This window comes from Enterobacter sp. E20 (genome assembly GCF_000801755.2).
GTDB classification, from domain to species: Bacteria; Pseudomonadota; Gammaproteobacteria; order Enterobacterales; family Enterobacteriaceae; genus Enterobacter; species Enterobacter asburiae_B.
Genome location: NZ_CP012999.1, coordinates 3,425,700 through 3,438,646 on the forward strand (window position 1 = coordinate 3,425,700; position 12,947 = coordinate 3,438,646).

Below are 12,947 nucleotides of genomic sequence, written 5' to 3' on the forward strand. Positions count from 1 at the left end.
TCTGGCAACAGGAAAGCACAGAATTCTGAGCTGGAGTTAACGGCATAACGGGAAAATTCTCATTTCCGTTTTGACCGGATTTCAGTTCTCTATAATCAGGTGGACTCTGTTTTTAAATGCGTACCACAAGATACGCGGAGCGATGAAACGTGAAATATTTCTTTATGGGCATTTCGGTGATTGTTTTAGTCTGGGCCGGAACCTTTGCCCTGATGATCTAGTGAAGAACATGCAGTCAAAAAAACAGGAGCCATCGGCTCCTGTTTTTTTATGTCATGACGACGCGGGATGTTCAGCGACGCTCTTTGAGGTCAGAAGGCCGTCGGCCCGGAACATACTCTTGATACCCCTCACCGCCTGACGAATACGGTCACTGTTTTCAATCAGGGCAAATCGCACATGGGTGTCGCCATAATCACCGAATCCAATGCCAGGCGAGACACACACCTTTGCATCCTGAAGCAGCTTTTTAGCAAACTCCAGCGATCCCATCGCCGCATAGGGCTCCGGAATTTTTGCCCAGACGTACATAGACGCCTTCGGCATTTCCACCATCCAGCCCGCTTCATGCAACCCTTTTACCAGCACGTCGCGGCGGCGCTTATACTGGGCGGCAATCTCGTGGACGCACTGCTGGTCGCCTTCCAGGGCAGCGATAGCGGCGACCTGCAGCGGCGTGAAGGTACCGTAGTCGTGGTAACTCTTAATGCGCGCCAGGGCACTCACCAGCGTTTTGTTACCCACCATAAAGCCAATACGCCAGCCCGCCATGTTGTAGCTTTTCGACAGGGTGAAGAACTCTACCGCCACATCACGCGCGCCCGGGACCTGCATAATCGACGGGGCTTTCCAGCCGTCATAGACGATATCTGCATAGGCTAAATCGTGAACCACCAGCACGTCATAACGCTTGGCCAGGGCTACTACTTTCTCGAAGAAATCGAGTTCCACGCACTGCGCCGTTGGGTTCGACGGGAAACCGAGGATCATCATCTTAGGTTTCGGATAGCTTTCGCGAATCGCACGTTCCAGTTCGTTAAAGAAATCGACACCTTCCACCAGGGGCACAGAACGGACCTGCGCACCGGCAATCACCGCGCCGTAGATATGGATCGGGTAGCTTGGATTAGGCACCAGCACCGTGTCGCCATGATCCAGCGTGGCCAGCATCAGGTGTGCCAGCCCCTCTTTCGAGCCGATGGTGACAATAGCTTCACTTTCCGGATCGATATCAACCTGATAGCGATCCTGATACCAGCGCGAGATCGCGCGACGTAACCTGGGAATACCGCGAGAGGTCGAGTAGCCGTGCGTATCCGGGCGCTGGGCAACCGTGCAGAGCTTTTCAACGATATGCGGTGGCGTTGGGCCGTCAGGGTTACCCATGCTGAAATCGATAATATCTTCGCCGCGCCGACGCGCAGCCATTTTCAGTTCAGCAGTGATATTGAAAACATAAGGGGGGAGACGATCGATACGCGTAAAACGGCGTTCAGGACTGAATTCAGCCATAGATTCCTCAGATTAACGTTAGCGCCCGGACCGTCCGAGCGACGCTGCCACCGATGTGGCATGTTTAGAAAATAACCTGAAAAAAATCATGCTGTCGAGAGGGAAATGAAAAAAAAGCGCTCGACTAAAAACCGGAACCCGGCTGCGCCTAAAAGCGGAAGCCCCTGTTTCGGGATCGGTTGTCTGATAGCTGTTATTTAACAGGATGATATCAAACCAGTAACCTGACGATGCGCCGTTCAGAAAAAAACAGGACGCCTCGGTCATCGCCAGATAATCCCCTTTCAAAATTATGGTTTTTCCTCATTTGATAAACCTGACGGATAGCTGGTCAATACGCGCCAGGTTTTTTATCATGGTCCTTTCCCGTTTTCCCAGGTCTACTCGTGCACGAAATATTCACTATGCTGCTGGCGGTTTTTGACCGTGCGGCATTAATGCTGATTTGCCTGTTCTTCCTCATTCGCATTCGCCTGTTTCGCGAGCTGCTGCACAAATCAGCCCACTCGCCAAAAGAGCTGCTGGCCGTTACCGCCATCTTTTCGCTGTTCGCCCTGTTCAGCACCTGGTCCGGCGTGCCGGTAGAGGGTTCGCTGGTTAACGTGCGCATTATCGCCGTCATGTCCGGCGGAATTTTGTTTGGTCCGTGGGTGGGCGTCATCACCGGCCTGATTGCCGGGACGCACCGCTATCTGATTGATATCGGTGGCGTAACGGCGGTGCCGTGCTTTATCACCAGCATTATCGCCGGGGTGCTTTCCGGCTGGATCAGCCGCAAAATCCCGAAAAAACAGCGCTGGCGCGCCGGGATCGTCGCAGGCATGGTGTGCGAAACGCTGACCATGATCCTGGTCGTCGTCTGGGCTCCCACCACCGAGCTGGGGCTGGATATCGTCTCGAAAATCGGTATTCCGATGATCCTGGGCAGCGTGTGCATCGGTTTTATCGTGCTGCTGGTGCAAAGCGTTGAAGGGGAAAAAGAGGCCAGCGCCGCCCGTCAGGCCAAGCTGGCGCTGGATATCGCCAACAAAACGCTGCCGCTTTTCCGCCACGTTAACGCGGAATCGTTGCGTCAGGTCTGCGAGATCATTCGCCATGACATCCACGCTGACGCCGTCGCCATCACCAATATTGATCACGTGCTGGCCTACGTTGGCGTCGGGGAGCACAACTATCGCGACAACGATGACACCATAAGCCCGACCACCAGACAGGCGATTAACTACGGTAAAATCATTATTAAAAATAATGATGAAGCCCACCGAACGCCGGAAATCCACTCGATGCTGGTCATCCCGCTGTGGGAGAAAGGCGTCGTGACGGGCACCCTGAAAATTTATTACTGCCACGCGCATCAGATCACCTCGACGCTGCAGGAGATGGCCATCGGCCTGTCGCAGATAATCTCCACCCAGCTTGAGGTTTCGCGGGCGGAACAGCTGCGCGAGATGGCAAATAAGGCGGAACTGCGCGCGCTGCAGAGTAAAATCAATCCCCATTTCCTGTTTAACGCGCTGAACGCTATCTCCTCGTCCATTCGCCTTAATCCGGACACCGCGCGCCAGCTGATTTTTAACCTGTCGCGCTATCTGCGCTACAACATCGAACTGAAAGATGACGAGCAGATCGACATCAAAAAAGAGCTGTATCAGATCAAGGACTACATCGCGATTGAGCAGGCCCGCTTTGGCGACAAGCTCACGGTCATTTACGATATTGATGAAGAGGTCAACTGCGTGATCCCGAGCCTGCTTATCCAGCCGCTGGTCGAAAACGCGATTGTTCACGGTATTCAGCCCTGTAAAGGCAAAGGCGTCGTCACCATCAGCGTCACCGAAAGCGGCAACCGGGTGCGGATTGCCGTGCGCGATACCGGCCACGGGATTGATCCAAAAGTCATTGAGCGCGTGGAGTCTAACGAGATGCCGGGGAATAAAATCGGTCTGCTGAACGTGCACCACCGGGTCAAGCTGCTTTACGGCGACGGGCTGCATATTCAACGTCTTGAGCCGGGCACCGAAATTGCTTTTTACGTCCCGAATGAGCGCTCGCGCGCGCATACGACGACATCACTGTTGCCCCAGGTGGAGTAACCCATGAAAGTTATCATCGTAGAAGATGAATTCCTGGCTCAGCAGGAGCTCACCTGGCTTATCAAAACCCACAGCCAGATGGAGATTGTGGGCACGTTTGATGATGGTCTGGACGTACTGAAATTTTTGCAGCATAACCGGGTCGATGCGATTTTCCTGGATATCAATATCCCGTCGCTGGATGGCGTATTGCTGGCGCAAAACATCAATCAGTTTGCCCATAAGCCGTTTATCGTTTTCGTTACCGCCTGGAAAGAGCACGCCGTAGAGGCCTTCGAGCTGGAGGCGTTTGACTATATTCTTAAGCCTTATCAGGAGTCGCGGATTGTCAGCATGCTGCAAAAGCTGGAGGCCGCCTGGCAGCAGCAGACCGCTCCCGCTAGCGCCACCCCAACGGTACGCGAAAACGACACCATTAATCTGGTCAAAGACGAGCGCATCATCGTGACGCCGGTCAACGATATCTATTACGCCGAAGCGCACGAAAAGATGACGTTTGTCTATACGCGGCGGGAATCGTACGTGATGGCGATGAACATTACCGAATTCTGCAGCAAGCTCCCGGCTGCCCACTTTTTCCGCTGCCACCGGTCGTTTTGCGTGAATTTAAATAAGATCCGCGAGATCGAACCGTGGTTTAACAACACCTACATTTTGCGTCTGAAGGATCTGGATTTTCAGGTGCCGGTAAGCCGCAGCAAGGTAAAAGAGTTTCGTCAGCTGATGCACCTGTAAAGAAAACGCCCTCTCCCGCGGGAGAGGGCTCTGCATCAGAGGATTTGACCGAGAACCTGACGCAGATGGGCCCCGGAACCCAGCAGTCCCGGGTTATCATGCACGATCAGATAAACCGGAATGTCCTGCACGTAGCTTCTGAAACGCCCTTTATCTTCAAACCCCCCGCGGAAGCCCGAGGCTTTAAAGAAGTCGAGGAAGCGCGGTACGATCCCGCCCGCGATATAGACCCCACCGAAGGTGCCCAGCGTCAGCGCCAGGTTGCCGCCGAAACGTCCCATGATCACGCAGAACAGCGACAGGGCACGACGGCAGTCAATGCAGCTGTCCGCCAGCGCGCGTTCGGTGACGTCTTTCGGCTGCAGGTTTTCCGGCAGACGCCCGTCTGATTTCACAATCGCCCGATACAGGTTCACCAGCCCCGGACCTGAAAGGACGCGCTCGGCGGAGACATGGCCGATCTCAGCGCGTAACTCTTCGAGGATAATGCCCTCTTCTTCGCTGTTTGGCGCAAAGTCTACGTGGCCGCCTTCACCCGGCAGGCTCACCCAGCGCTGAGCAACATGCACCAGATGCGACACGCCGAGGCCTGTACCGGCCCCGTAAACCGCAATCGGCTTGCCTTCGACCGGTTCAGCGCCGCCAAACTGGATCAGATGCTCTGGCTTCAGCATTGGGATCGCCATGGACACCGCGGTAAAGTCATTGATGATTTCAAGATGGGAAAAACCGAGGTTTTTTTTCATCTCGGCGATAGAGAATGCCCAGGTATGGTTGGTCATTGCGACCCAGTCGCCGGTTATCGGGCAGGCAATCGCGATGCAGCCGTCTTCAACGCTCACCTGATGCTCTTCCAGATAGGCGCGGACAACGGCCTCAAGGCTTGGATAATCCAGCCCGGAATAGGTTTTCGCCCGGGAAATCTCACCGCTACTAACATCGCACAATGCGAGGCGCGCATTCGTGCCGCCCACATCACCTACCAAAGCATACTTTGTCATTCTTCTACTGCTCCGCTAAAGTCAAAATAAATCTTTGGGACACTGTAAATTCAAGGCGTGATAACAACAACGGCCATAAGGTGAATGCCCATGGATTATCGATCTTCGTCACAGAATAACTTTACCGTTTCAGCACCTTTTGCACTATTGCCATAAAGCTTAATGTGCAAAGTAACGTAATACCGTTTTGTACAAGGAAATCATCATGCTCCACCCGCGAGCCAGAACCATGCTGTTGCTGGCAATTCCGACGCTAATTATTGGCGTGGCCTCAAGTCTGGTGCTCATTGTCGTGATGAAAGTCGCGTCGGTGCTGCAAGCCATGTTGTGGACAGCGCTTCCGACAAAACTGGGGGTCAATGCTGATTCCCCTGCCTGGATCGTTGTGATGCTGACGTTAACCGGTATTGCGGTAGGCCTGGTGATCCGTTTCAGTCCCGGCCATGCCGGCCCCGATCCGGCGCAGGAACCGCTGATTGGCGCCCCGGTTCCCCCTTCGGCACTGCCCGGGCTGCTCATTGCATTGATTATCGGTCTGGCCGGCGGCGTCAGCCTGGGGCCGGAGCATCCGATTATGGCGGTGAATATTGGCCTGGCGGTTTTCCTCGGTTCACGCATTTTGCCCCGCGTCGGCGCGCTGGACTGGACCATCCTCGCCTCCGCAGGCACCATCGGGGCACTTTTCGGCACGCCCGTCGCTGCCGCACTGATCTTTTCTCAGACGCTCAGCGGCAATAACGACGTCCCGCTGTGGGATAAGCTGTTTGCTCCGCTGATGGCAGCAGCCGCCGGCGCGCTGACGACCAGCCTGTTTTTCCATCCCCACTTCTCACTCTCTCTCCCCCACTACGGCCAGATGCAGATAGCCGATATTTTCAGCGGCGCCATCGTCGTCGCGATCGCCATCGCGCTGGGAATGGTAGCGGTATGGTGTCTTCCTCGCCTGCACCGGCTGATGCATAAACTCAAACACCCGGTGTTAGTTCTGGGGGCTGGTGGTTTGATCCTCGGTATTTTAGGGGCAATCGGCGGAACGGTGACGTTGTTCAAAGGTCTGGATGAGATGCAGCAGCTGGCCTTCAGCCAGGTGTTTAGCGTCTCCGACTATCTGCTGTTTGCCGTGATTAAGCTGGCCGCACTGGTGGTGGCTGCAGCCTGCGGTTTTCGCGGTGGACGCATCTTCCCGGTGGTCTTTGTCGGTGTAGCGCTGGGGCTGATGTTGCACGAACACGTCGATGCGGTGCCTGCGGCCATTACCGTCTCCTGCTCTATTCTGGGGCTGGTTCTGGTGGTCACGCGCGACGCCTGGCTCAGCCTGTTTATGGCGGCGGTAGTGGTACCCGATTCGACGCTTTTCCCCCTGCTCTGTATCGTGATGTTGCCCGCCTGGCTCCTGCTGGCGGGCAAACCGATGATGATGGCCTGGCGAAACGACAAGTAATCAGGCGCTATTGCGCGCTTCCAGCGCTTTAGTAATCGCCCCCAGCAGCGGCGGGATATCGGCTTTCGGCAGCATCACCTCAATTAGCGAGAGCCGCTCGTGGTGCGCCACTTTCTCAAGGACATCCGCCAGCTGCTCCGCTTCACTGACCCGCCAGCACTGGGCCTGAGGATCAAGGCTCAGGGCCTGCGGGATTTGCGTCCAGTTCCATAGCGCAATGTCGTTATATCGCTGTTCCGGCCCGTGAATCGCTCTTTCCACCGTGTACCCTTCGTTGTTAAGGACCAGAATAATCGGGTGTTGTTTATCCCGCAGCATCGAGCCAAGCTCCTGGATGGTGAGCTGCGCCGCGCCATCCCCCGTCAGCACAATCACGCGCCGGTTTGGGCAGGCGGTTTGCGCGCCAAACGCTGCGGCCAGGGTGTAGCCGATCGATCCCCACAGCGGCTGGACGATAAAATTCACATCAGCCGGCAGACGAAGGTCGATCGCGCCGAAGGCCGAGGTGCCCTGATCCGCAAGGATGATGTCTCCAGGGCGGATAAACGTCTGCAACGTTTTCCAGAAATTCTCCTGCGTCAGCGAGCCATCCGGCTGCGGATATTCCATCGTACTTTGAGACGACGGTACCGGCGCATCGTGCACGTGCTGTTTACACAGCTCTACCAGCGTTTCGATTGCCTGAAGCATGGGGATGCCGGTAAACCAGACGTCACCGACGCGTGAGGCATGAGGCTGAACTTCAATTGTTTGTGACGGGGTTAGCTGATGCGTGAAGCCGGCGGTCAGGGTATCGGTAAATCGCGTCCCGATGCACAGCACCGTGTCTGCCCCTTCAATCGCCTCTTTTACCGCACCGGCGCTCGCCGAACCGCTGTAGGTGCCGTAAAAACCGGCGTGACGCTCGTCAAATATGCCTTTACCCATCAGCATGGTGGCGTGTGCCATCGGCACGTCCTTGACCCATTTCTGTAGGGCATGCTTCAGGCCATGGCGCAGGACAAGGAAATCGGCCAGCAGCGCAGTACGCTTGCTCATGGCCAGCCTGTTCTCAGCGGCATCCCGGAACGCTTTCAGGCAGGCGCTATCGGCATGCGCGTGTTTGAGAGTGAGAGCGTTTACAGGAGGCGTGGCGGCTTTTTTTGCCACATCCGCAGGCAGCATCAGATAGCCGGGACGACGCTCCCGGAGCATGGTAGTTAATACCCGGTCAATCTCGTAACAGGCGTTTTGTTCGGTCAGGATCGCCTGTGCAACGGTGATCGGTTCGCTCATATGGTAAAAATGACGAAACTCACCGTCGCCCAGCGTATGGTGCAGCAGCTCTCCTCTTTGCTGTGACGCCGTACCCGGCGCGCCCACAATATGCAGTACCGGAACGTGCTCAGCGTAACTGCCCGCAATGCCGTTCATGGCGCTTAATTCTCCTACACCAAATGTCGTCAGCAGCGCGGCAAAGCCCTTACATCGGGCGTATCCGTCCGCGGCATAGGAGGCGTTTAACTCGTTGGCACAGCCCACCCAACAGATATCCGGGCTGTCTATCACATGGTCGAGAAACTGCAGGTTATAGTCGCCCGGCACGCCAAACAGATGATCGGCTCCACAATCTGTAAGACGGTCCAGCAGGTAATCGGCGACGCAGTATGGGGTACGCATGAACAGGTATCCTTCTAATGTTGACCTCACCTTGAGTATTAAATAAGCGTGATGACTGTCCAGAATTGGCGATAAGAAGAGCATGGAAAGAATGCTTTACAAAAAAGGCTGCGCTATGCTGCTTTTTTTCGCGTTAATGTAAACGCATACACTGATTTTTTCTTCAGCGCCAGAGGTCATGAGAATGGGTTATCAGCCGGACAAAAATCGTTATCGGACAATGGAATATCGTCGCTGCGGGCAAAGCGGACTCAGGTTGCCCGCCATCTCGCTTGGGCTGTGGCATAACTTTGGCGACACCACGCTTATCGAAAACAGCCGTCAACTTTTACAGCGCGCGTTCGATCTGGGCATTACGCATTTCGACCTTGCCAACAACTATGGCCCGCCGCCGGGATCGGCCGAACGTAATTTCGGCCGTATTTTGCAGGAGGATTTCCTGCCCTGGCGCGACGAGCTGATCGTCTCTACCAAAGCAGGTTATACCATGTGGGATGGCCCTTACGGCGACTGGGGGTCACGCAAATATCTGCTGGCAAGCCTCGATCAGAGCCTGAAGCGCATGGGGCTGGAGTATGTGGATATCTTCTATCATCACCGTCCTGACCCACAAACGCCGCTGCTGGAAACCATGAAAGCGCTTGACCATGCGGTGCGCCAGGGAAAAGCCCTGTATGTCGGGTTATCCAACTACCCTGCAGAACTGGCCCGCAAGGCGATTGATATCCTTGACGATCTCGGTACGCCCTGCCTGATCCACCAGCCGAAATACTCCCTTTTTGAGCGTGCGCCGGAAGAGGGACTGCTAAACGTGCTGCAGGAAAAAGGGGTCGGCTGCATTCCCTTCTCACCGCTGGCCGGTGGACAACTGACCAACCGCTATCTCAACGGCATTCCGGCAGACTCACGCGCGGCAAGCGGCAGTCAGTTCCTGAACCCTGACCAGATCACCGAAGAGAAGCTGGAGAAGGTAAGAAAGCTGAACGCCATGGCGGAAGAGCGCGGTCAGAAGCTGTCCCAGATGGCGCTGGCCTGGGTATTACGCCATGAGAACGTGACGTCAGTGCTGATTGGGGCAAGTAAAACGGCCCAGATTGATGATGCCGTGGGGATGCTGGAAAACCGCCATTTCTCTGCGGAAGAACTTGTCCGTATTGACACGATTCTGAACAGCTCAAAATAGAATCACTTTTAGCAAAAAGTGCTCTCGCTCAGGAATTCGGAGTTGAGGCGATGAAACGAGGCTTTACCAACTCGTAATATTGCGTTAACAGGCCCCACAAGGGCCCCGATCGTGAAGGAGAAAGAGTATGTTCAGGTCACTGATTCTTGCAGCGGTATTACTGGCTTCAGCCCCGCTGATCGCCAATGCGGGCGAAATCACCCTGTTGCCATCAGTAAAATTACAAATTGGCGATCGTGACGACTACGGCAGATACTGGGACGGTGGCTACTGGCGCGACCGTGACTACTGGAACCGTCACTATGAGTGGCGCGGAGACCGCTGGTGGAAACATGATAACGGCAGGCACCGCGGCTGGTATAAAGACAACGCGTATGAGCGCGGCTACCGTGAAGGCTGGAACGATCGTGACGACCGTCGCGGCGGCTGGGATCGCGGCGGGAAAGGACGCGGCCACGGTCATGGCCACGGTCACCATTAATGCAAAAAGGAGCCTCCCGGCTCCTTTTTCTTTTAGAGCCCCAATGCTGTGCCAATAAGCAGCCACAGGTTCAGTGCCACTACCACCACCACGATTGCCCACCCGGTCCGTTTCACCAGCGTTGAGTTAACCAGTTCGCCCATCAGGGTTTTGTTGCTGGTAAAGATCAGCAGCGGCACCAGCGCCAGCGCGATACCAAAGCTCAGCAGCACCTGGCTCATGACCAGAATTCTCGTAGGATCAAGCCCCATCAGGATCACGATAAATGACGGTAGCATGGTGACGGAGCGACGAACCCACAGCGGAATATGGAAGCGGACAAATCCCTGCATCACCACCTGACCTGCCAGCGTGCCCACCACCGTAGAAGAGAGACCGGCAGCCACCAGGCTGAGACCAAATATCGTGGCGGCAGCATGGCTCAGTAAGGGCTCCAGCGTGAGATAGGCCTGGTCGAGATCGGCAATACCGGTGTGGCCGTTAAAGTGGAAAGCGGCGGCTGCGGTAGCCATCATCGCCAGATTGACAAACCCCGCGATGGTCATGGCAATCGCCACGTCCCATTTGGTGGCGGAGTAACGCTCTTTGCGCGTCCCACCGTGGAGATGCTGGGTCAGCGAGGAGTGCAGGTAAATCACATGCGGCATGATGGTCGCCCCCAATACCCCGGCGGCCAGGAACACCGCTTCCGAGGTTGGCAGGCTTGGTATTGCCATACCTTTACCGAGCTGCACCAGATTCGGCTGTGAGAAAATCAGCTCGACGATATAGGCCGCCGCAACAAACAGCAGCAGACCGCCGATAACCTTCTCCAGCGGCTTTTGACCCCGACGCTGCAGCATCAGGATCAGGAAAGTGGCAATCCCGGTCAGTACCGCCCCCTGCAACAGCGACACGCCCAGAATCAGCTTAAAGCCGATCGCTGCACCGATAAATTCAGCGAGGTCAGTGGCCATGGCGATAATTTCCGCCTGGACCCAATAGAGCCAGACGGCCGGACGCGGATAATGGTCGCGAATTTGCTCCGCCAGGTTTTTACCCGTGGCAATCCCCAGCTTTGCTGAGAGCATCTGAATCAGCATCGCCATCAGGTTAGCCCAGACGACCACCCACAGCAGCTTATAGCCGAAGCTGGCCCCGGCCTGAATATTGGTCGCAAAGTTACCTGGATCGATATAGCCAATGGCAGCAATGAACGCAGGTCCCATTAATGCGAACCGCAACTTGCGCGCGGCTCTGCCACTGCTACCCTCTACGCGACTGTTTGTCATTTCTGCCTCTGAAATATAGCCTTTGCTATGTTTAATGCTATCAAAATGAGAATGATTATCAAGATCATTTGTGATGTTTACAGTGATTTCTCTGATAGCTTTGAACGATAGACGGGCGGGTAAGTGGGGCGATCTAACAGAAACTAAAATCGCGCGCGCTTTTGTGAAGACTAGCACACAAACTTAACTTTTCACTCATTTACCTAACATAACAAAAATGTATTGTGGATCACTATTTTTGAGACTCGTCACAGGATGTAACTATAGTGTGTCCTCGATCTCGTTTTCTTTTCGCTTGTTACATAGAATGTGCACGAAAATTAAACCTGCCTCATATTTGGAGCAAATATGGACCGCGTCCTTCATTTTGTCCTGGCACTTGTTGTCGTTACTGCACTTGCATTGCTGGTCAGCACAGACCGCAAAAAAATTCGTATCCGTTATGTTGTCCAGCTGCTGGTCATTGAAGTTTTACTTGCGTGGTTCTTCCTGAACTCCAATGTAGGCCTCGGCTTCGTGAAAGGCTTCTCCGAAATGTTCGAAAAACTGCTCGGATTCGCCAATGAAGGGACCAACTTTGTCTTCGGTAAAATGAACGACGAAGGTCTGGCGTTCTTCTTCCTGAAGGTTCTCTGCCCTATCGTCTTCATCTCCGCGCTGATCGGTATCCTGCAGCACATCCGCGTTCTGCCGTTCGTTATTCGTGGAATTGGTTTCCTGTTATCCAAAGTGAACGGCATGGGCAAGCTGGAATCCTTCAACGCCGTCAGTTCCCTGATCCTCGGTCAGTCTGAGAACTTCATCGCGTATAAAGATATTCTCGGCAAAATGTCCCGCAACCGCATGTACACCATGGCGGCAACCGCAATGTCTACCGTTTCCATGTCTATTGTGGGCGCGTATATGACCATGCTGGAGCCAAAGTATGTTGTTGCGGCGCTGGTTCTGAACATGTTCAGCACCTTTATCGTTCTGTCGCTGATCAACCCGTACCGCGTTGACGCAAGCGAAGAGAACATTCAGATGTCAAACCTGCACGAAGGCCAGAGCTTCTTCGAAATGCTGGGTGAGTACATTCTGGCGGGCTTCAAAGTGGCGATTATCGTTGCCGCCATGCTGATCGGCTTCATTGCGCTGATTTCTGCGCTGAACGCCCTGTTCGCCGCGGTGCTGGGTATCTCCTTCCAGGGTATTCTGGGCTACATCTTCTACCCGGTTGCCTGGGTGATGGGTGTGCCGGCTCACGAAGCGCTGCAGGTGGGCAGTATCATGGCAACCAAACTGGTTTCTAACGAATTCGTTGCGATGATGGATCTGCAGAAAATTGCGAGCACGCTTTCTCCGCGCGCGGAAGGCATTCTGTCCGTGTTCCTGGTCTCCTTCGCGAACTTCTCGTCCATCGGGATTATCGCCGGCGCGATTAAAGGTCTGAACGAAGAACAGGGCAACGTGGTTTCTCGCTTTGGCCTGAAGCTGGTTTACGGCTCTACGCTGGTGAGCGTCCTGTCTGCTTCTATCGCGGCACTGGTACTCTAACGTTTAGCGTTAAACAAAAACCGGGAGCCTGGCTC

At 54.8% G+C, this 12,947-nt stretch carries 12 protein-coding genes; 7 read left to right on the forward strand and 5 right to left on the reverse strand.

Annotated features, from left to right (window positions below):
- Positions 1 to 149: 149 nt before the first annotated feature.
- Positions 150 to 221, forward strand: coding sequence for a membrane protein YpdK (gene ypdK, locus NI40_RS23990; protein ID WP_099458937.1), 72 nt, complete (start codon positions 150 to 152; stop codon positions 219 to 221).
- A gap of 52 nt (positions 222 to 273) precedes the next feature.
- Here ypdK and alaC read toward each other — a convergent pair whose 3' ends face one another.
- Together alaC and NI40_RS23995 are read right to left on the reverse strand one after the other, a co-directional pair.
- On the reverse strand, positions 274 to 1,512 hold the full coding sequence (gene alaC / locus NI40_RS15930; RefSeq protein ID WP_023308710.1) for an alanine transaminase: 1,239 nt from the start codon (positions 1,510 to 1,512) through the stop codon (positions 274 to 276).
- Positions 1,513 to 1,530: 18 nt separating this feature from the next.
- Positions 1,531 to 1,779 carry a hypothetical protein gene (locus tag NI40_RS23995; RefSeq protein WP_127353318.1) on the reverse strand — a complete coding sequence of 83 codons (249 nt, stop codon included), beginning with the start codon at positions 1,777 to 1,779 and terminating at the stop codon, positions 1,531 to 1,533.
- 119 nt (positions 1,780 to 1,898) lie between these two features.
- Here NI40_RS23995 and NI40_RS15935 point away from each other — a divergent pair, with 119 nt between their 5' ends.
- Positions 1,899 to 3,605: a sensor histidine kinase gene (locus NI40_RS15935; RefSeq protein WP_039263687.1), complete on the forward strand. Its 1,707-nt coding sequence runs from the start codon at positions 1,899 to 1,901 to the stop codon at positions 3,603 to 3,605.
- A 3-nt stretch (positions 3,606 to 3,608) separates the two neighbouring features.
- Positions 3,609 to 4,340 carry a LytR/AlgR family response regulator transcription factor gene (locus NI40_RS15940; RefSeq protein ID WP_033146137.1) on the forward strand — a complete coding sequence of 244 codons (732 nt, stop codon included), beginning with the start codon at positions 3,609 to 3,611 and terminating at the stop codon, positions 4,338 to 4,340.
- A 35-nt stretch (positions 4,341 to 4,375) separates the two neighbouring features.
- Here NI40_RS15940 and glk read toward each other — a convergent pair whose 3' ends face one another.
- Positions 4,376 to 5,341: a glucokinase gene (glk, locus tag NI40_RS15945; RefSeq protein WP_039263688.1), complete on the reverse strand. Its 966-nt coding sequence runs from the start codon at positions 5,339 to 5,341 to the stop codon at positions 4,376 to 4,378.
- A gap of 205 nt (positions 5,342 to 5,546) precedes the next feature.
- Between glk and NI40_RS15950 the strand changes: the two genes are divergently transcribed.
- Positions 5,547 to 6,782, forward strand: coding sequence for an ion channel protein (locus NI40_RS15950; protein ID WP_039263689.1), 1,236 nt, complete (start codon positions 5,547 to 5,549; stop codon positions 6,780 to 6,782).
- Here the strand turns inward: NI40_RS15950 and ipdC are convergent, their stop codons facing one another.
- Complete coding sequence (ipdC, locus tag NI40_RS15955) at positions 6,783 to 8,441, reverse strand: indolepyruvate decarboxylase (RefSeq protein WP_039263690.1); 1,659 nt, start codon at positions 8,439 to 8,441, stop codon at positions 6,783 to 6,785.
- A gap of 184 nt (positions 8,442 to 8,625) precedes the next feature.
- Here ipdC and mgrA point away from each other — a divergent pair, with 184 nt between their 5' ends.
- Positions 8,626 to 9,624, forward strand: coding sequence for an L-glyceraldehyde 3-phosphate reductase (gene mgrA, locus NI40_RS15960; protein WP_039263691.1), 999 nt, complete (start codon positions 8,626 to 8,628; stop codon positions 9,622 to 9,624).
- Positions 9,625 to 9,751: 127 nt separating this feature from the next.
- Positions 9,752 to 10,105 (forward strand): DUF2502 domain-containing protein, encoded by a 354-nt coding sequence (locus NI40_RS15965; protein WP_023308717.1) that lies wholly within the window; start codon positions 9,752 to 9,754, stop codon positions 10,103 to 10,105.
- Between the two features lie 32 nt (positions 10,106 to 10,137).
- Here the strand turns inward: NI40_RS15965 and NI40_RS15970 are convergent, their stop codons facing one another.
- On the reverse strand, positions 10,138 to 11,376 hold the full coding sequence (locus NI40_RS15970; RefSeq protein WP_033146141.1) for an Nramp family divalent metal transporter: 1,239 nt from the start codon (positions 11,374 to 11,376) through the stop codon (positions 10,138 to 10,140).
- A gap of 348 nt (positions 11,377 to 11,724) precedes the next feature.
- On the opposite strand from NI40_RS15970, the gene NI40_RS15975 reads away from it, so the two are divergent.
- Complete coding sequence (locus NI40_RS15975; protein WP_008501591.1) at positions 11,725 to 12,912, forward strand: NupC/NupG family nucleoside CNT transporter; 1,188 nt, start codon at positions 11,725 to 11,727, stop codon at positions 12,910 to 12,912.
- Positions 12,913 to 12,947: the final 35 nt, after the last annotated feature.